Source organism: Achromobacter sp. (genome assembly GCF_032102605.1).
Classification (GTDB): domain Bacteria; phylum Pseudomonadota; class Gammaproteobacteria; order Burkholderiales; family Burkholderiaceae_B; genus Achromobacter.
Genome location: NZ_DAMDGT010000002.1, coordinates 649,189 through 668,794 on the forward strand (window position 1 = coordinate 649,189; position 19,606 = coordinate 668,794).

General features: G+C 66.1%; 14 protein-coding genes. 9 read left to right on the forward strand and 5 right to left on the reverse strand.

What is annotated here, in order from left to right; translation table 11 throughout:
- Window positions 1-5: 5 nt before the first annotated feature.
- Complete coding sequence (locus RT614_RS07715; protein ID WP_313621486.1) at window positions 6-2,954, reverse strand: type VI secretion system Vgr family protein; 2,949 nt, start codon at window positions 2,952-2,954, stop codon at window positions 6-8.
- Window positions 2,955-3,011: 57 nt separating this feature from the next.
- Window positions 3,012-3,887, reverse strand: a complete 876-nt coding sequence (locus RT614_RS07720; RefSeq protein ID WP_313621488.1) for a hypothetical protein — start codon at window positions 3,885-3,887, stop codon at window positions 3,012-3,014.
- 225 nt (window positions 3,888-4,112) lie between these two features.
- Between RT614_RS07720 and RT614_RS07725 the strand changes: the two genes are divergently transcribed.
- The 5 genes from RT614_RS07725 to RT614_RS07745 all read left to right on the forward strand — a co-directional run bounded on the left by RT614_RS07725 (window position 4,113) and on the right by RT614_RS07745 (window position 11,935).
- Window positions 4,113-4,964, forward strand: a complete 852-nt coding sequence (locus RT614_RS07725) for a M15 family metallopeptidase (protein ID WP_313621490.1) — start codon at window positions 4,113-4,115, stop codon at window positions 4,962-4,964.
- Window positions 4,964-6,325, forward strand: coding sequence for a hypothetical protein (locus RT614_RS07730; RefSeq protein ID WP_313621491.1), 1,362 nt, complete (start codon window positions 4,964-4,966; stop codon window positions 6,323-6,325). The genes RT614_RS07725 and RT614_RS07730 overlap by 1 nt, the downstream gene beginning before the upstream one ends.
- Before the next feature lie 64 nt (window positions 6,326-6,389).
- Entirely contained in the window at window positions 6,390-10,157 is a 3,768-nt protein-coding gene (gene tssM / locus RT614_RS07735; RefSeq protein WP_313621493.1) for a type VI secretion system membrane subunit TssM, read from the forward strand.
- Window positions 10,154-11,137: a type VI secretion system-associated protein TagF gene (gene tagF, locus RT614_RS07740; protein WP_313621495.1), complete on the forward strand. Its 984-nt coding sequence runs from the start codon at window positions 10,154-10,156 to the stop codon at window positions 11,135-11,137. Before tssM ends, tagF begins: the two co-directional genes overlap by 4 nt.
- Window positions 11,138-11,140: 3 nt before the next feature.
- Window positions 11,141-11,935, forward strand: coding sequence for an OmpA family protein (locus tag RT614_RS07745; RefSeq protein ID WP_313621497.1), 795 nt, complete (start codon window positions 11,141-11,143; stop codon window positions 11,933-11,935).
- A gap of 149 nt (window positions 11,936-12,084) precedes the next feature.
- On the opposite strand, the gene tssA is transcribed toward RT614_RS07745, so the two are convergent.
- On the reverse strand, window positions 12,085-13,212 hold the full coding sequence (tssA, locus tag RT614_RS07750; protein WP_313621498.1) for a type VI secretion system protein TssA: 1,128 nt from the start codon (window positions 13,210-13,212) through the stop codon (window positions 12,085-12,087).
- A gap of 131 nt (window positions 13,213-13,343) precedes the next feature.
- Between tssA and RT614_RS07755 the strand changes: the two genes are divergently transcribed.
- From RT614_RS07755 to RT614_RS07765, 3 genes are all read left to right on the forward strand, one after another.
- Complete coding sequence (locus RT614_RS07755; protein ID WP_313621500.1) at window positions 13,344-13,598, forward strand: hypothetical protein; 255 nt, start codon at window positions 13,344-13,346, stop codon at window positions 13,596-13,598.
- Window positions 13,599-13,618: 20 nt separating this feature from the next.
- Entirely contained in the window at window positions 13,619-13,888 is a 270-nt protein-coding gene (locus RT614_RS07760; RefSeq protein WP_313621502.1) for a PAAR domain-containing protein, read from the forward strand.
- A gap of 69 nt (window positions 13,889-13,957) precedes the next feature.
- Window positions 13,958-16,246, forward strand: a complete 2,289-nt coding sequence (locus RT614_RS07765; RefSeq protein ID WP_313621504.1) for a molybdopterin-dependent oxidoreductase — start codon at window positions 13,958-13,960, stop codon at window positions 16,244-16,246.
- A gap of 51 nt (window positions 16,247-16,297) precedes the next feature.
- On the opposite strand, the gene RT614_RS07770 is transcribed toward RT614_RS07765, so the two are convergent.
- Window positions 16,298-17,062, reverse strand: a complete 765-nt coding sequence (locus RT614_RS07770; protein ID WP_313621505.1) for an aldolase — start codon at window positions 17,060-17,062, stop codon at window positions 16,298-16,300.
- A gap of 189 nt (window positions 17,063-17,251) precedes the next feature.
- Here RT614_RS07770 and RT614_RS07775 point away from each other — a divergent pair, with 189 nt between their 5' ends.
- Window positions 17,252-18,265 (forward strand): helix-turn-helix domain-containing protein, encoded by a 1,014-nt coding sequence (locus tag RT614_RS07775; RefSeq protein ID WP_313621507.1) that lies wholly within the window; start codon window positions 17,252-17,254, stop codon window positions 18,263-18,265.
- Window positions 18,266-18,287: 22 nt separating this feature from the next.
- Here RT614_RS07775 and RT614_RS07780 read toward each other — a convergent pair whose 3' ends face one another.
- Window positions 18,288-19,601, reverse strand: coding sequence for an MFS transporter (locus tag RT614_RS07780; protein WP_313621509.1), 1,314 nt, complete (start codon window positions 19,599-19,601; stop codon window positions 18,288-18,290).
- Window positions 19,602-19,606 lie beyond the last annotated feature (5 nt).

The following is a 19,606-nucleotide window of genomic DNA, read 5'->3' on the forward strand; positions in this document are numbered from 1 at the left end:
CGCCGTCACGCCTTGTCGGTGATGGACTGCACGCTCTCCTGGGCGTCCAGAATGCAGGTCTTGCAGACCGTGAACTGCGGAAACGGGTACGGCATCTGCGTCGGGCCGGCGAATTGCTTGTTGCCGGTCTTGACGTCGATGCGGCCGGGCGCCGTCACGGTGATGTTGCCGCCTTCGATCACGATGCTGGCGCCCGCCGCGTTGGCGATGCGGATGCGCTGGGGCGAAGCGTATTCGATGCCGGCGTTGGCGCTGACCATGCGCAGGTCCTGCTGAGCCTGCACCGTCAGCACGTCATGTTGCGAGATGACGTCGACCTCGCCCGTACCGGCGATCAGATCCAGGCCGGATTCCGCGCCGCCCTTCTGCACGCCCGCCACAATGCCCAGCGCCTGGCCGGTATGCACGCGCAGCGAGCCGATGACGGCCAGGTTGTGGTCCTGCCCAGATGACCAATGCACAAGTTCTCCGGCTGCAATCTGCACATTGCGCCCCGCCGCCTGCGTCAGGCCGGCGCGGCCGGCCATCAGCACCAGCGGATCGGTCAGGTGCGGCACCTTGCCGTCGACGACGTCGGTGTGCTTGGCCGACGCGTCGCCGACCGCACCGCCCACCGCATCGCCCGCCACGGTGCCCGACACCGCGTGGGTCATCGCGGCCAACGGCGAGCGCTCGCCATCCAGCCGGCTGGCGCCCTCCGAGGCAGTGCCGCGCGCCGAGGCCAGCCGTACCCCCTGGTGCGCGCCGATCACGCCATCGAACGACTGCGCCATGATGTCGGCCTGCCCGGCCAACGCCAGCGGCGCGGCGGCGTCGCCCGCGGGCTCGCTGCCGCCGGCGGAATACGTGGTGAGCAGCACGCCGCCCCCGCCGCGCACGGCGCCGAACGCGTCGGTGCGCAACTCCGCCCCCACACCACGCACGTTGCCGCGATAGTTGCCGCTTTGATGGATCAGGTGGCCCAGGTTCAATTCGCTGGCCGACTGCGAGGACTTGATCTGCATGCGCAGCTGGCCGTCGCTGTCATCGAACACAATCTGGTTATAGCCGTCGCCCCCGAACTCCTTGCTCTTGAAGCCGCTCAACGCGCCAGCGTTGCGATGTTGATCGTCTCCGCCTGCCGCGCCATGCCAGGCAGGCGCATTGCCGCTGGCCAGGTTGGCCTGCGCGCTGGGTTTGCCATCGGTCGCGGCCGCGTACACCTCGGTGTTCATCGGCTCTCCCGCCCTGCCGCCGGGCGTGGACGGAATGCCGCCTTCGCCGCGTCCGTTGTAGAGCGCGCCAACGATCAAAGGCTGATCGATGTCTTCATCCAGGAATCGCACCAGCACTTCCTGGCCGACGCGCGGCACGAAGCTCATGCCCATGCCCGCGCCCGCCTGCCGCTGCGCAACGCGCGCCCAACGGCTTTTCGCCAGGCCTTCGCCGTCGGATTGCCAATGGAAGCGCACACGCACATCCCCGCGCGCATTGCGGTGGATCTCGTCTTCGCCGCTGGCCTCGATGGCGCCGTCGGCATTGGTGACGATGGCGGTATGCACGCCGACGGCGGACGGTGCGCCCGCCAGCCTGGCGCCGCGCGCCGTCGGAGGCAAGGCGCGCCAGGGCCGGTCGCAGCGCACCGCGCGGAACCGGTTGGCGTAGCCGACGTCATGCGCGCGCGCCAGCACGGCTGCGTCGGGGCGTCCCACGCCGATCGCGGCGTCGTCGTGGTCGCGCGCCTGGCCTAGGCCCAGTCCGTATTCCGGTTCGGCCGCGCCGTGGACGTCGTCCGTGGCGCCGGCCTCGAATCCTGCCGCGGACACGTCTTCGTCTTCAAAGCAAAGAAAGTCGTCCAGGGCTCCCAATCTGTTCGCCAGGCTGGCGTCGTTCTGGCCGGGCAGATTATTGATGCCCACGTGCTCCACGCGATCCAGCGCGAAGACGGGTTCGAATCCCGACTCCCCCGCGGGCCCCAGTGGCGACATCTCCTGCAACGTGAAGCGCGTGCCCGACCGGAAGGTGCGCACATTGCCGCGCCCGATGAAGGTCTCGGCGCTGGCCTGCACAGCCTCCATCAGCAGCGTCGCCTGGAACTGGGCGTGCGCCTGGTTCAGCAGCCCGCCGTGTCCCAAAGGTTCAAACCATTCCAGCCCCGCGGTCTCGTCATCGGATCCGCTGGCGGGGCCAGACAGCGCCTGACCGGCGATGGCGTGCTTGCCGCTTTCATGCCAGGCCAGCACCGTCACCCGCTCCACGGCGCGCCGCTGCCGGCGCGCGATGGCCTGAACGCCATCGCGTGATTCGCTTGCGTGGGCGCGCTGGAAACGCACGCCGGCGCCCGCGGACTCGGCGTCTTCTGCCAGCCCGCGGCTATCGGCAAATATCAGCACGGCGTGGCGCGCGGGCGCACTATCGTCTTCAACCGTGGTCCAGCCCAGCCCGGCTTCCGCGAGCAGGCGCGACAGAAAGGCGTAATCGGTTTCGCGATACTGCGTGGTGTAGGTCCGCGCAGGCAGGTCGGCCAAGTGGTTCTCGACGTCGGCGGACACCTTGTAGGTATAGCCCTCGTAGCCGTCCAGCACATGGCGCACGATGTCCAGCACCGCCTGGTTCTCGTAGATGCGGCTGTCGCGCCGTTGCGTGGCCAGCCACAGCCACGGGGCGAGCGTCACGCGATAGCGCGCCATGCCCGCGTTGCCGCCCAGCAATTCGGCCGCACGCACCACGCCGCTGCGCCCGACCTCGCTGCCATCGGCGCGCGTGGTCCGCAAGGTCGCCGGCCTGGACACCATGTCATTCAGATCCAGCGCGGCATCCTGCGCCAGCGCCACCACGCGCATCTCGCCCAGCGAGGACAGGCCTTCGCGCGCGACCCACCCCTCGACCTGCAGGGACGACATCGCGCCCTCGCCATCAAGCCGGTAAAGACGGGACTCGGCGCTGAAACTGCCGTTGCTTGCGTTGTCAGCCATGGAACAAAAACCTCGTGGGGACGTGGGCAATACCGGCCGTACCCGGCCGGGAGATATTCAGGGTTCGATGTTGGCCTGCGGCGTGGGGCATTCCACTGCGGTTCCCCACTGGCCCGCGCACACGCGCAGGCGGCATTGCTCGCTTTCGATGAAGCCCAGGGTGCGGCATTGCTTCAGCCGTTCGGACAAAGGCGAGCCCGGCATCTCGCGCATGAAGATGCCGTCAGATTTATAGACGCGCGTTCCCGGCGGCGATGCGGGCGGCAAGCCGTAGCTCATCAGCGCCGACAACAGGGCGGCGTCCGTATCGGCGGACTTGGCGCTCTTGCGTGGCGGCGTCGCGGCAGGCTTGGCCGCGCGCGTCGCATTGGAAGGTTGCGCGCGCAGCTCCGCGGCCTGACGCGTGGGACCGGGCGCCGGCGCGGCGGCTGCGGGCGACGCCGTCATCGCCAGCACGGACAGAGGATTGTTCGGCTCGCCTTGCGGATCGGGATCGCCACGCCCCACGTTCGCATCACGCGCGGGCGGCGCTTCATCAACGATGGAGGCCACTGCGGGCGGCTTTTCCAGCGCGCTGAGCGGATTGTTGACGACGTCGGCCGACGCTGATGAAAACGATGCTTGCGGCGGCGAAGCGGCCAGAGCCGGCGCGGGTGTGTCGCCAGGCGCGGACGCGACGCCGGGCACGGCGTTCGGGGCCTGCGCCACCAAGGGCGCAGCACCTTCTTCATGAATCACCCACGTCATTCCGCCCGCCAACAGCGCCAGCAACAACGCCAGCGCGGTCCACCGCCGCGCGCGCGAGCTGTGCGGCGGGGCCAGATGTTTGACCTCGGCTTCCGGCGCGCGTCCTTCCAGGGCGGCCAGTATGCGCGACGAGTCAGCCTCGCCACGCGCGGAGGTCGAGGCGCTGAGCAGACTCGGTGCGGTCATCGTAGGGCGAGCTTCTTTTTTCTCTTCTGCCATGCGGGTTCCCGTGTCAGCAGGAGGCGTGTGCAGCCCCCCTGTAACCAAGCCCGACGAGAATACCCGATAGGGTCTATTTGATCTGTGTTTCTTGTTACGAGTCCTAATGGTCGGACGCTGTTTGCAACGCCCGAGCACTTGCCTCATGCGCGGATAAAACAAAAGATTACGCCTTCACATGAGGGACCTACTTTGCTGTTGCTACTGCCCCTGTATTTTTTACTGGCGGTCGGCGTGTCCGCGCTCCTGTTTTTTCCGGCTCTGCGCCAAGGCGCGGCGCGGGGATTGCGCGCGTGTGTAATGGGCGTGGCAAGGGGAGCAACGCGCGGCGCGAGTCATGCCGGAGGCGCGGTGGGCGGCACAGCAGGCGCGATCGGAAAAGGGGTCGGCGCGTGGATGGACTGGGTAGGCAGGTACCGTTGGCAGGTAGCGATCGGGCTGATAGTTGTTTCTGTTCCGTCACTTTTCGCTTTCGTCATGCGACACAATCACACATTCGTTTACAGCGCCCAAACGACCGGCCCAGACCGCCGAATCCAGGCGCTGCTCGAAGGCGAACGGCTGGCTCCGCCGCCCACCTTGCCCCCCGAAGCCTTCACTACGCGCGAGGTCGAACTGGTGCGTCCGAAGCTGGGTGGCGCAAGCCGCAACTGGGATCTTCTGGACGCCGATTTCCGTCAGCGGCTGCTGCTGGCCTACCGCATCATGCGCGAGCAGCATGGCTATGAAATGGCGTTGATCGAGGGCTACCGAAGCCCCGAGCGTCAGGAAGAACTGGCAGGCATGGGATCGCACGTAACGAACGCCGGCGCATTCCAGAGCTATCACCAGTTCGGCCTGGCCGCGGACAGCGCGTTCTATCGCGACGGCAAGATCGTGATTTCCGAGAAAGACCCGTGGGCCATGCGCGGCTATGAGCTGTTCGGCCAGACTGCGGAGCTTGTCGGCCTGACCTGGGGCGGCCGCTGGAAGATGATGGACTTCGGCCATGTGGAGCTGCGCCGGCCCGGCGTCATGCAGCGCGCGCGGGAGGCCGCGAAATAATGGCTCGCGTGCTCAAGAAGGGAATGCTCGTCCTGGCCCTGTTCGCCGTGGTGTGGCTGGCCGTGATCATCTGGTGGCAGGAGTCGCGCACGCTGCCCACCGGCGTGGACATCGGGCTGTACCTGTTCGCGTTGCCGCTGGCCCTGCTGGGCGCATTGTGGGCGGGTGCGCGCATCGTACGCGCCGCCCGCGCGCCCAAGGCCGCGCCTGCGCAGGCTGGAACGGAAGCACCGGCTGAAACCGCTGCGCGCCCGGCAGAGCTGCGCCTCGTCGCCGTCGCCGCGCGCGCCGCCGTGGGCGCGGATGCCGCGGCCGTCTACGAAGCGCTGGCCGAACAGCAGCGTCCTGAGCTGGACGCCGAACTCAAGACGCCAGAGGGCTTTCCGATCTTTGCCGCGCGCGTGCCTGGCATGGACGATATGGAGCTGTACGCTGCTGCGCGGGAACGGGGCGCGCCGTCCGATGCCCTGGCCACGGCCACCCTGCGAGTCACGGCGCTGCTGGCCGATATCGCGCGCGCACTCACCCATGACGCGCATGCGCGTGTCACCGAGCTGGACGTGCCCGCGCGCGACGAAGACTGGCCCCGGCTGCACTTCGATGTGCTGGTGCCGGCCGATTGGTCCGAAGCGGCGCGCCAGCGCGCCCTTGCGGCAGTGCGAGCGGCCGCCGGGGTCTGGCCCGATGCCCGCATCGACGCCGCCGAACACCCGGCGCGCGACGCCATGGCCGCGGATCTGCTGTTGCGCCAGCTTGCCGCCGAGCCCCGCGACGCCAAGGCCGAACCGCAATGGCGCATCGTGCTGGCCGGCGACGGCTATATCGACGCCGAGCAGGTCGCCCATTGGAGAAGCTTGTCCACGCTGTTGACGCACTCCAATCCGCAGGGCCGCGTGCCTGGCGAAGCCGCCGCCGGCCTGCTGCTGGCGCCATCCGATGTCCAGGCCGACGTGAACGTCACGCTGTCGCCCGTGGTGTACCGGGAGAAGTCGGCCGACGCGCGCGGCGCGCAGGCCGAGGCGCAACTGGCGGACCTGGCGCGCACGCTGCTGGAAACGGCCAACGTCGGGCCCGACAACGTCGCCCACGTCATCAGCGATGCCGATCACCGGGGCAGCCGCCCCCTGGAACCGCTGAGCGTGGCCTCGCAATTGTTCGCCCACCTGGATGCCGGCAAAGACTGCCTGTCCGTCGGCGTGGCCTGTGGCCACACCGGCGCGGCGGCGTCGCTGCTGACGCTGGCCGTGGCTGCACAGACCTGCCTGCAATTCGACCAACCCGTGCTGACCCTTACCCTGCAAGACCCCGCATTGCGCTCTGCCGCGCTGGTCTCCCGACCCGCCTCCAGCGCGACCGCCTGACCCCATAAAAAAAGCGAAAACCATGCGTAGCCCATCAGGATTGCTTTCTCGATTTTCCAGCGCCATGAGCGACTTCCGCTACTGGAGCGGACGCGCGTTCGCCAACCCGCGCACTTTCATGCTGATCGGATTGATTGCGCTGATCGTGTTCCTGTTCCTGTTCGCCGACACCATGCAGATCGCGATGGCCTGGGCCGGCGCGACGCTGGGCGTGCTGCTGCTCCTGTGGCTCTGCGTCTACCTCTGGCGCCGGCGCCGCACGCGGCGCGCCAACCAGAAGCTGGGCGACATGCTGGAACAACAGGTGCAGACAGGCGCCGCCGCCAGCCCCGCCGCCAACCGCAGTGAAATCGACGCGTTGCGCGCCCGCCTGACGCAGGCCGTGCGCACGATCAAGACGTCCAAGATCGGCCAGACGTCCGGCAACGAGGCGCTGTACGAACTGCCCTGGTACATCGTCATCGGCAATCCCGCGGCGGGCAAAAGCAGCGCGGTCATCAATTCGGGCTTGCAGTTTCCCTTTGCCGACAAGAACGGCGCCGCGGTGCGTGGCGTGGGCGGCACCCGCAACTGCGACTGGTTCTTCACCACGGAAGGCATCCTGCTGGACACCGCCGGCCGCTATTCGGTGCACGAGGAAGACCGCAACGAGTGGATGAGCTTCCTGGATCTGCTCAAGCGGCATCGCCCGAAGGCGCCGATCAACGGCATCATCGTGGCGGCCAGCATCAGCGAGCTGACGGACGCCGGCCCTGAGTTCGCGATCAACCTGGCCAAGAACCTGCGCCAGCGCGTGCAGGAGCTGACCGACAGGCTGGAAGTGTTTGCGCCGGTATATGTGATTTTCACGAAGGCCGACCTGATCGCGGGCTTTTCCGAGTTCTTCGCCGACGCCGACGCGCGCGAGCGCGACCGCGTCTGGGGCGCAACCCTGCCGTATGGCGCCGATGAAAGCCGTGACGTGCTGACCCTGTTCGACGAGCGCTTCGATGAAATGTATGAAGGCCTGAAGGAAATGGGCACGGCGCAGATCTCGCTGCGCCGCAGCGGCGCCCTGCCCCCGGGGCTGCTGACATTCCCGCTGGAATTCGCGGGCATCAAGCCGGCGCTGCGCACCTTCCTGTCCACCCTGTTCGAGACCAATCCGTTCCAGTACAAGCCTGTTTTCCGGGGCTTCTACTTCACCAGCGCGCTGCAGGAAGGCGCTTCGCGCAGCACTTCCACCGACAAGCTTGCGGAGCGCTTCGCGTTGCGCCCGGCCTCGCGCGAAGCGGCGCGCAGCGTCACGTCGCACAACGGCTTCTTTCTGCGCGACCTCTTCTCCAGCGTGATCTTCGCCGACAAGAAACTGGTGCGTCAGCACGCCAGCCCGAACAAGGTCCGCATGCGCTATCTGGCCTTCTTCGGCCTGGTGCTGGCGCTGGGCCTGGTGCTGGGCGGCTGGAGCTGGTCGTACCTGGGCAACCGGCAGCTGGCCAGCAACGTGCAGGCAGATCTGGACAAGGTGGTTCGTCTGCAAAGCGAGCGCACCGACCTGCAAAGCCGCCTGGAAGCCATGGAAATCCTGCAGGACCGCATCGAGCAGCTGGACCGCTATTCGTCGAGCCGGCCGCTGTCGCTGGGATTGGGGCTGTATCAGGGCGACGTGCTCAAGCAGCGCCTGCTGGCCGAGTACTACAACGGCCTGCGCCAGTTCATGCTGGCGCCGGTCAAGGCCAGCCTGGAGGACTATCTGGGCCGCGTGGACGTGTCGCAGGCCGCGACGGCAAGCGGCGCTCATGCGCAGCCGGCGCCCCAGGCCCAGCCGGTGCGCGCAAATGCCGGCGACACACTTTTCCAGGATGCATCGCCCACGAACGTCGACGACGCCTACAACGCGCTCAAGACGTACCTGATGATGGCCAACCGCGAACATGTGGATCCCACGCATCTGTCCGACCAGATCACGCGATTCTGGCGCGGCTGGCTGGAAACCAACCGGGGCGCCATGCCGCGCGACCAGTTGATCCGCAGCGCCGAACGCCTGATCTCGTTCTACGTGGCGCGCGCGGCCGATGCCGACTGGCCCCAGATCGAAACCAACCTCGCCATGGTCGAACGCACGCGCGGCAACCTGCGCAGCGTGATGCAGGGCATGCCGGCGCGCGAACGCGCCTACGCCACGCTGAAGGCGCGCGCGGCCACTCGCTTCCCCGCCATGACCGTCGCCCGCATCATGGGCGAGGCCGACGCCGCCGTGGTGGCGGGCAGCTACGCGGTGCCGGGCACGTTCACGCGAGAAGCCTGGGAGCAATACATCGAGCCGGCCATCGGTGAGGCCGCGCGCCGCGAGGTGCAGACCAGCGACTGGGTGCTGGGCGTGAACTCGCGCGATGACCTCACGCTGGAGGGCAGCCCCGAGCAGATCCAGAAAAGCCTGGCGACGATGTACAAGACCGAGTACGCGCAGGAATGGCAGAAGATGCTGCGCGGCGTCACGATCAAGCCCTTCACGAGCTTCGATCAGGCGGTGCACGGCATGAACCGCCTGGGCGACCCGCAGAATTCGCCGCTGGTCAAACTGATCAACACCACGTATGAACAGACCTCGTGGGACAACCCGTCGCTGATCAACACCGGCATTGCGCAGGCGCAGACGGGCGTCGTGGCATGGTTCAAGCGCGTGATCCTGCGCCAGGGCCAGCCCAAGCCGACCGAGGCGGCGCCCGGCGGTGAACAGATCCCGATGGGCCCGGTGGGCCGTGAATTCTCCGACGTGGCGCGCCTGGTGGTCACGCGCGACAACCAGTCGCTGCTGGGCAACTACATGGGCGCCCTGTCCAAGATCCGCACGCGCTTCAACCTGATCAACAACCAGGGCGACCCCGGCCCGGGCGCGCTGCTGCTGATGCGCCAGACGCTGGAAGGCAAGGATTCGGAACTGGCGGACGCGCTAAAGCTGGTGGACGAGCAGATGCTCGCCGGCCTGACGCCGGCGCAGCGCGAGACGCTGCGCCCGCTGCTGGTGCGCCCCCTGATCCAGGGCTACGCGGTCGCCCTGCAGCCTGCGCAGACCGAACTGAACAAGGTCTGGAACGCGCAGGTCTACCAGGGCTTCATGCAGAACCTGGCGGAAAAGTATCCGTTCTCGACGAAGGCCGGCATCGAGGCCGGCGGCGAAGAGATCGCGCAGGTATTTGGCCCGCAGGGCAGCATCGCCAAGTATGTCAATGAGACCCTGGGTCCGCTGACCGTGCGCCGGGGCGACATCCTTACCGCCCGCACCTGGGGCGACATGGGCATCGACCTGCAGCCGTCGTTCACCGCGAACTTCGCGCAATGGGTTGCCCCGCTGTCGGGCGGCGCGGCCGGATCCGGCGCGGCCAGCCAACCGCAGACGCTGTTCCAGATCCAGCCCAAGCCCGCGGGCGGCGTCACGGAATACACGATCGAGATCGACGGCCAACAGCTTCGCTACCGCAACACGCCGCCGCAATGGGTCAACTTCGTCTGGCCCAACGCGCAAGGCGCGCCCGGCGCGCGCATCACGGCCGCCGCCTTCGACGGCACCGTGGTCGAAATCGTGCACGAGCCCGGCCGCTTCGGCCTGGAACGCCTGATTTCCGGCGCCCAGCGCAAGCCCAACCCGGACGGCAGCTTCGAGATGAGCTGGACCAAGTCCAACATCACCGTTCCGGTCAGGCTGCGCATCATCAGCAACGCCCAGGCGGCCAGCGCCGGCGGCGCCGAGCCCGGCAGCCAGGGCCTGCGCAACCTGCGCCTGCCCGCGACGGTCGCGGGCGCTTCCCCTCAACCCTCCGTCGCCCCGACGCCTGCCGGAGCGCAGCAATGAGCAATCCGCAGTCTCCGATGTTCCGTACGGCCTACTTTGGCAAGATTCCGTCGCGTGGCGACTTCGTCAAGAACACCTCGCATCCGCAGCTGATGGCGACGCTGGATGCCTGGGTGGCGAACACCATGGAGATCCTGGCGCAGGATCCGCACTGGAAGACGCTTTACGACGAGGCGCAGCCGGTGCCGTTCGCGGTGCTGGGCTCGCGCGGCAAGCTGGCCATCGCGGGCCATCTGCAGCCCAGCCGCGACCAGTCCGGGCGGCGCTTCCCGCTCATTACCGCAACCTCCGTGGAAGTGTCGCGCCCGCTGGACTTCATCGCGCGCAGCCCGCTGGCCTTCAGCCGCATGTGGAACCGCATGGGCGCAGCCGCCTCGCAACTGATGCAGGAAGGCGACCCCGCCGCCGTGCTGCAAACGCTGAACGGCCTGGAAGGCGAGATCCGGACCGCCGCCGACGACGGCTTCGACGCCTTCATCGACCTGCAGACGATCGAACGCGTGGAAGCGATGCTGCGCGGCAACGGCCACGCCGCCAGCATGCACGACATCGTGCTGGCGCTGGGCATCCTGCTTGCGCCGGTCATGTCCAGCGGATCTTCGCAGCTGGATACCGGCCTGGCGCTGCCGCTGCCGGACGACCCGCTCTACATCAATCTGGTGGCGACGTACTGGATGACGCTGATAGCGCCTTTCCTCAATCGCGCCGACTTCGAGATCGCCATGTTCATCGGCCAGATCGCAGGCAAACACCGGCTGGTGGTGGGCTTTCGTGGCGCGTCGCCGCAGACGCTGGCGACCCTGCTGTCGACCCCGCAGACCTTGTCGCAGCATTACATCGTGCTGGAGGACGCCCCCTGGGTGCGTGAACACGTCAGCGCCAGCCACGGGCTGGCCAAGCTGTCGAGCTATCTGGATCAACCGCGGCTCTCCCTGCGCCAGGCGCTGGAGACCTTCCGCGAAGTCTTTATCGGAGCCTAGGACATGCGCACACTCTTTCTGGTCCTGGCCGCCGCCCTTTCTTGCTCGGCGCATGCGCAGGACGCGGCCACGGTGGTTCCCGCCAACGTCATTCCCCAGCCTGGCCAGGTAGTCGCCAGCGGCGCGGTGCCCGACGAGGCTACCAAAGCAGACGTGCTGCAGCGACTGCAAAAGGTGTATGGCGTGGGCAATGTGATCGATCGCATCGACGTGGGCGGGGTCGTCGCCCCGGCGAACTGGTCGCAGCACGTGGGCAAGCTGCTGGACAGTCCGCTCAAGCAGATCAACCGGGGCCAGCTGGAAATCGACGGCACGCAGATCCGGCTGCGCGGAGAGGTGGACAACGAAGCCTCGCGCCAGCAGATCGCCAGCACCTTCGCCACCTCGCTCAATCCCACCTACAAGATCGTCAATGGCCTGCGCGTGTCAGCCGACAAGGACGAGCAGGACGTGCTGGATAACCTGCTGAGCAATCGGGTGGTGGAATTCGAGACGGGCAGCACCCGCTTGACGGCGCGCGGCCGCGAGCTGCTGGACCGCGTGGCCGACGCCGTGCCCAAGCTGCGCGCCGACAAGATCCAGATCATCGGCCACACCGACAGCTCCGGCAGCCGCAGCACCAATCTGGCGCTCAGCCAGGCGCGCGCGGACGCGGTGCGGGATTATCTGGTGGACAAGGGACTGCCGGCGTCGCGCTTCGAGGCAATGGGCGCCGGGCCCGACCAACCGGTGGCTACCAATGCCACGCCGGAGGGCCGCGCCAAGAACCGGCGCATCGAGTTCCGAGCGGCCAGGTAAGGCCTGGAGCTTGGGGGGCTGCGATGCCCCCCGGGTATGCCGGGCTCGCCGGGTATGCCGAACACGCCGTGTATGCCGAAAACACGCCGTGCATGCCGGGCACCCCGGACGCGTTGCTGCCTCGCAGCCACATGCGGCCGCCGAACGCCTCAGTTGCCCTCGCCGGCCTTCTTGATGCCGAGCAATTCTTCCAGGCCCGAGAGGGTCTCGTCGTTCTTGACCACCGTGCGCAGCCACAGGTGCAAGGACATTTCGCCCCAGCTGGCCGCCTTGTCGGCCAGGTACGCAACCGGGCTGTGCGGTTCGGTGCGGCGGAAGAAGTCTGCCACGTCGCGCAGCTGCGCCAGCGCCTGTTCGCGGGTCTGGATCGGTCCGCGCGCGGCGGCCGGCGGAGCGCCATGAACCGGCGCATCAACAGCGGGAAAGTGATCGGCGGCGGGCAAGGTGGGCTCCACACGGGCGGGGATGGCGGGCGCGGACGACACGGGCGGCGGCGCGGCCGCCAGGTCGGCACGGACCAGCAAGCCGGCATCGCGCGCGAACCGATGCGCCAGCTCCGTGACATTGCGCAGCGACTCGCGCACACGGGAGAACGCCGGGCTGTCTTCGCCCAGCCGCTCGTCCAGCGTGCGCTCCAATTGCGCGAGCGCCTGCGCGCAGCCCTCAAGCTGCGCGTCCAATTCGGAATAGAACGACGGCGGCGTATCGCGCCGCGCCGCATCGTAGCGGTCAAGCGTCAGCTTGCCGCGCGTCAATTCATTGGCGTTGTCCGGCGTGCGCTTCACGGCATTGGCCAGCTGGCTGGCCGCCTCCCATAGCACCGCGCCATAACGCGCGCCGTCGGCCTGGGTCAGCGGAATTTCGCCGATGAGTTGCTGCGAGCGCGACAGCAGCCACGCCAGGTTGCCGACGCGCTGCTGCACGTCGCCGTCTTCCGGCACGGGATGCAGACCGTCCCAGTAATCGCGGCAAAGACCGTCGATCAGCAGGTAGCCGTCGCGCAGGCCGGCGAAACCGCTCGTCTTGGCCCAGGCTTCCGCAAGCCACGAAGCAATGCGTATGTCTTTGCTGCGCTCGCGCAGCACCGTGGTGCAGATGCGCGCTACCTCTGACCAGTTGGCCTCTTTCAGGTCGATGACCCAGTCGCCCTGGTCGAGTTGAGGATCATCATGCCGGCGCGCTTCGCGGATCGCGTCGAACTCGGGCGAAAACACCAGGTCGACGCCGCATGGCGCGTCGCCGGGGATCGGTTGCAACAAGGCGTTGAGGTCGGTCATAGGCGGACGTATGTAAGTAGGCGCAAATCATCCCACAACCGTTTACGTATAAGGTTCAAAGATGACACGTCCTATTACAAGGCGCATCACAATGCTTCGCTATGATTTGCGCTCCTAGCCAAGGAGCATTCATGACGACGAAATCGATCCGCATGCTGCCCGATGGGCACTTCATCGCCGGCACGCCGCGTCGCGCCCCCGACGGCACCATCGTCGCCGGCGATGGCCCGATCACCCGCGCGCCAGACGGCACCTATGTGACCGGCACTCCCCAACGCGCCCCGGACGGCAGCTACAAGGGTGGCGGCGGGCCCGTACGCATGGCGCCCGACGGCACCTTCGTGGTCGGCGTGGCCCGGCTGGCGCCGGATGGCACGTATCTGTAACCCCCTATCCGGCGCGCAACATGTCTCAACGCTCAGTCATCCGCAAAGGCGATAAAACGTCGCACGGCGGCGTCGTCGTGACCGGCGACGAAACCGTCGTCATCTTCGGGCAGCCCATGGCCCGCGTCGGCGATCGCGTCACCTGCCCCCAATGCGGCGACACGCACACCATCGTCGAAGGGGTGCAGAACGTCAGCTCCGACCGCCTGACCGCGCTGGAAGGCATGCGCACATCCTGCGGCGCCACGCTGATCGCCAGCCAGCATTTCTATCAACTGGAATACGGCTGATCCAGGCAGGCCGCCGCCGCATTCTGGGTCAGGCTGGGTCAGGATCGAACCGCACTTTGAGTCTTTTGCATGGCACGCACGCGTCACCCGTCGCTCTCGCATTGGGGCGCCTTCACGGCAATCACCGACGCTGGCCGGCTGGTCGGCTGCGAGCCCTTTGGGCCGGACCCGGCTCCGTCGCCCATGCTGGACTCCATTCCCGAGATGGTGCATTCGCCGCTGCGGGTGCGCCGCCCCGCGGTGCGGCGCGGCTGGCTGGAAGGCCGCCGCGACCGCGAGGGCGACGACTACATTGAAATATCCTGGGAACGCGCGCTCGACCTCGTGTCTGGCGAATTGGCGCGCGTGCGCGCCAAGCATGGCGCGGCCGGGGTGTTTGGCGGCTCTTATGGCTGGTCCTCGGCCGGGCGGGTCCATCATGCGCGCAGCCTGATCCGGCGATTCCTGTTTCTGGGCGGCGGCTGCGTCGATCAGATAGGCAATTACAGCTGGGGTGCAGCGCAGTTTCTGCTGCCTTATGTCATCGGCACCACCTCGCCCGTCAGCGGCGACGTGACCGATTGGGATAGCGTCCTTGCGCACACCCGGGTGTTGATCGCCTTTGGCGGCATTCCAGTCAGGAACAGCCAGGTGACCTCGGGCGGGTCAGGCCTGCACAATCTGCCTGGCTGGTTGGGAGAAGCGCAGCGGCGCGGCATCAAATTGGTGGTGGTCAGCCCGACGCGGGCCGACGTCCCTGCCGAGATGACAGCGGAGTGGCTGCCGATACGCCCCAATACCGACACGGCGTTGATGCTGGGCATGGCGCATACCCTGCTGGCCGAGAATCTGCACGATGCGGCATTTCTGGCCAGCCACTGCACCGGGTTTGAGCGTTGGGCAGCGTATCTGCGCGGCGATAACGATGGCCAGCCCAAGGATGCGGCCTGGGCCGCGGCGATAACCGGCATTTCGGCAGAGCGCATTGCGACGCTGGCGCGCGAGGCGGCGCGGCAACGCAGCCTGTTGACGGCCGCCTGGGCCTTGCAGCGTGCGCAGCATGGCGAGCAGCCGTATTGGGCGGTGATCGGGCTGGCGGCCATGCTGGGCCAGATCGGCATGCCGGGCGGCGGCTTTGCCTTTGGTCATGCCTCGTTGAACGGAATAGGCCAGCCGCGCCGCCAGGTCCCCGGACCGGAGGTGCCAGTGCCCAAGAACCCCTCGGGCCTGGCCATTCCGGTCGCGCGCATCGCCGATATGCTGCTGGCGCCGGGCGCGGAGTACGAGTTCAACGGCGGACGGCATGTCTACCCGGACGTGAAGCTGATTTACTGGGCCGGGGGCAACCCCTTCCATCATCATCAGGACCAGAATCGCTTGCGGCAGGCGTGGAGCAAGCCTGAGACGGTGATTGTGCATGAGTCTTTCTGGACGCCTTTGGCACGGCGCGCGGATGTCGTGCTGCCAGCCACGACTGCGCTGGAGCGCGAGGATGTGGGCGGGTCTTCGCATGATCCTTATGTGTTCGCCATGCATCGCGCGGTGGAACCGCAAGGCGAGGCCCGCAATGACTTCGATATCCTTGCCGAGCTGGCGCGCCGCGCCGGGTTTGGCGATGCGTTCACGGCGGGACGCGATGTGCCGGGCTGGTGCCGGCATGTTTATGAGGGCATGAGGGCGGGGTGTCAGGCGCGGGGGGTGGAGCTGCCTGACTTTGCAAGCTTCTGGGCGCGCGGACATGCCGAAGTGCCGCCGCCGGAAACGCCTTATGTGCTGTTCGAGCGTTTTCGGCAGGATCCGACTGCAAACCCGCTATACACGCGGTCCGGACGGATCGAGCTGTATTCCGAAGTGGTGGCCGGTTATGGCTACGACGACTGCCCGGGGTATCCGGCCTGGCTGCCGCCGACGGAATGGCTGGGCGCGCCAGCGGCCAGGCAATGGCCTTTGCATTTGCTGAGCAGTCAACCGCGCACGCGGCTGCATAGCCAGTTGGATCCGGCGAGCCTGTCGCGCGCCGGAAAAGTTTCCGGTCATGAGCCGATTGCGATCCATCCGCTGGATGCCGCCGAGCGCGGGATCGGCGATGGCGATGTGCTGCGGGTTTTTAACGACCGAGGAGCCTGTCTGGCGGGCGCGGTGCTGGACGAAGGGCTGTCGCGTGGCGTGGTGATCATGGCCACGGGAGCCTGGTCGGATCCCGATGGCAAGCTGGACAGGCATGGCAATCCGAATGCACTGACTGCGGACATCGGGACCTCGCGGCTGACGCAAGGGCCCAGTGCGCAGACCGCCCTGGTGCAGGTGGAAAAGCATCTGGGCGACCCGGTGCGGCATCGGGCATGGGAACTGCCGGTGTTGCTGTCTGGGGCGGTTTAGCCCCCTCTGCCGTCTCGGACTCCAAGTAGAGGCGGGTCCGCGCGCGCAACATCAAGCCGTTGTAGCCCTCTGCCGCTCGATACGGCGCGCGAACATGGCAAAGCTGGCGCGCACGATGCTGGGCTTGAGCAGAAAATCGTGGGACTCTGCAGCCAGAGCGTCATCCACGGGACGCACCTCGCCGTAGGCAGCGGCGGCCATGAGCTGGTTTCTGGCCGCACGTTCGATCAGAACCGACAGATAGAGCGTCTCCTCGATTGAACTGGTGGCCGCCAGAAAGCCATGGTTGGCAAGCAGCACACATCGCTTGCTGCCCAATGCCGCCGAAATGATCTCGCCTTCCTGGTCAGCGATCGGCAACCCCGGCCACTCCTTGAGATGCGCGCAATCGTTGTGAAAGGGGGTGGCGTCCATGTGAGACACCACCAATGGACGGCCGGTCATGGATAGGGTCGACACGTACGGCGGATGGGTGTGCACGATGCAGCGCACGTCGGGCCGGTTCCGGTAAACCCAAAAATGGAATCGGACCGCGGGATTCGGCGTTCCTTCCCCGTCCAGCACTTCCATCTCTTCGTTGATGCGTATGACCGATTCCGGACGAATTTCATCGAACGCCTGCGCTAGCGCCGTTGTGAAATAGGTGCCCTCATCGTTCTTCACGGTGATCTGACCCGCCAGGGTTTCCGAATGCCCTTCTGCGGCCAGGATGCGGCAGCTCAACGCAATCTTCTCTTGAACGTTCCAGTTCCCAAAATCCAGCTTGTCGGCCGATCGCTTGAAAAACGCATCCGACTGCTTCTGCTTGTCATCCATCCTTATCTCGCTATCACAGACATTGAGCTCATTGGACCTGATGCTCCATACAGAGCCATTGCCTTGGAGTGCACAAGGGTTGTCTCAACGTGCAACGCACTAGGGAAAACGGCAAGTTCACGGGCCGATGGCGCCGATACAATGAGCCGGCGGACACCGAGTCCACGCACGCCTGGTATATCGATCTCAATGCAAGTCGCCACGTCATCCCGGCCTGTCGCCTGTCGGCAGGAACCCGACCTGAATTTCGCGCCCCGCTTTCGTCCTTTCTACGAAGCCGAACTCTCGGGCTATCAGGCTCAACTGGACAAGCTGGTGCTTCCCGGCGACTTCCAGCCGCTTACCCTGCAACCCAGACTGCATCTGCAAGCCTGTCGATTGCGCGCCGGCGGATTGGCAGTAAACCTTGAATCCACGCCGATTGCGGTGCGGCATCGCCCCGAGCATGCCGCCGACGCGTTGCAGGCAGAGTTCCTTGCCAGCTTCATCCTTGAAGGTCACGGGATCATCAGCCAGAACGGCGCAAGTCTTCCGGTGGAAACCGGCGACATCATCTTCCGCACCACCGCCCTGCCATCCGAAGTTCGCATGCTGACCGATTCGCGCCTGGTGGTCATCAAGGGATCACTGCTCAATCTGTTGGGTATGCACCTGCAGGACATATCGCAGTTCACAGCCCAGCGCGCCGCTTCTGCGCTTCCGATGGTGCGAACGGCTCACAGTTGCCTGGCCCATGTCTTTTTCGAGGAGGCCAACGCAGTCAGCCCCACGTCGAGCATGTTCGCCGAGCAAGCGTTGATCTCGCTACTGGCAGCCATCTACACCAGCCAGGCGCTGGAACAATTGCCATCCGCTGAAAGAGGCCCCATTGAAAGCTGGCAGGCCATCACGAGTTACCTGGACACCCATATTGCCGACAGCGACCTGTCCGTCGCTGCCGTGGCGCGTGCGCTGCGTGCGTCGAATCGATGGATTCATCGACTTTTTCAGATGCGGGGCATCCAGTACGGGCAATATGTCCGCGAGAGAAGGTTGGAGCTGGCCCGTACTGCCCTGGAGGATCCGACCAAGGGCCATCTGCCCGTAAAGGAAATTGCCGCGTCCTGTGGCTTTCAGGATGCAAGTCACTTCAGCCGCTGCTTTCAGCAGCGCTTCGGAAGCCCGCCCAACAAATATCGCGCCGGGATTCACATGGCATCCTGACGCGCGGGGCGGGCCTCCTTGGCTATCCGGTACGGCGTACCTGTGCGGGAGACTTCATCATGAAGGCCGAAACACCCGCGACCACGCCAAGTACCGCCAGATATCCGCCCACGGGCACGATGCTGTCAAAGCGAGCCACCAGCATTGCCGAGACCATGGGCGCCAGCCCTCCTCCGATCGCAGCAGAAAACTGCACGCCGATCGACAGGCCCGAATAACGCAGTTCCGGCGGAAACTGTGCGGCATAGAGACTCGACTGGGGCGCGATCATCATCGCGTAGTTGAGCGCCATCGCGACGAACGCGGCAACGCTATAGGCCAGGAGCGAACCGCTACCCACCGCCATGAAGATGGGCACCGCCATCGCCGCCAACATCAGCCCGCCCCACCCGCAGACACGCCGCGCGCCGTAGCGGTCACCCAGGATTCCGAACAGGGGAATGGTGAAGGTCATTACTGCTGCGCCGTACAGCAGGGCCTGCAGGGCATCGGTCCGGCTGAATCCCAATGAGGACACCGCGTACGACACGGAAAAAACCAGGAACGTGTAGATCAACGTAACCTCGGCCAATTTGCAGCCCACGCACAGCAGCAGCGCCTTTCCATGCTTGCTCAGCAACTCCGCCAGCGGGAGCTTTACCTGGGCCTGCTCTGACTTTACGCGGGCAAAGTCAGGAGATTCATCGATCCCGCGCCGGATCAGGATTCCGACGACGATCAGAATGGCGCTTGCAAGGAATGGCAAACGCCAACCCCACGAAAGGAACGCGTCTTCCGGAAGACGCGTGACCAAGGCAAACGCGCCCACGGACAATAGAATACCCAGCGGAGAGCCCACCAGCGGAAGGCTCCCGAAAAGCCCCTTCCATTTTGGAGGCGCGTGCTCAACCGCCATCAACATCGCTCCGCCCAGTTCCCCACCGAAAGAAAGCCCTTGCCCGATACGAAGCACCACCAGGAGTATCGGCGCCCATACCCCTATTTGCTGATAGGTCGGCAAGAGCCCGATCAACACCGTGCATATCCCCATCATCAGAAGACTGAGCGTCAGCATGGACTTGCGGCCGATGCGGTCGCCAAAGTGGCCGAAGAGAATTCCGCCGATGGGACGGGCCAACATGCCGCTGGCGAAGGTCGCGAATGCCGCCAAAGTGCCCGTCAAAGGATCGAACTGGGGGAGGAACAGCTTGTTGAATACCAGTGCCGCGGCAGTGCCATAGGCAAGAAAGTCGAAGGCCTCGACGGCCGTACCCACGACGGTGGCTACCGAGATGCGAAGCAGGTTAGGCTTCTTTTCCGTGGCCGCACTGATGCCCGGACGAGAGATGGCGTCCATGTTTT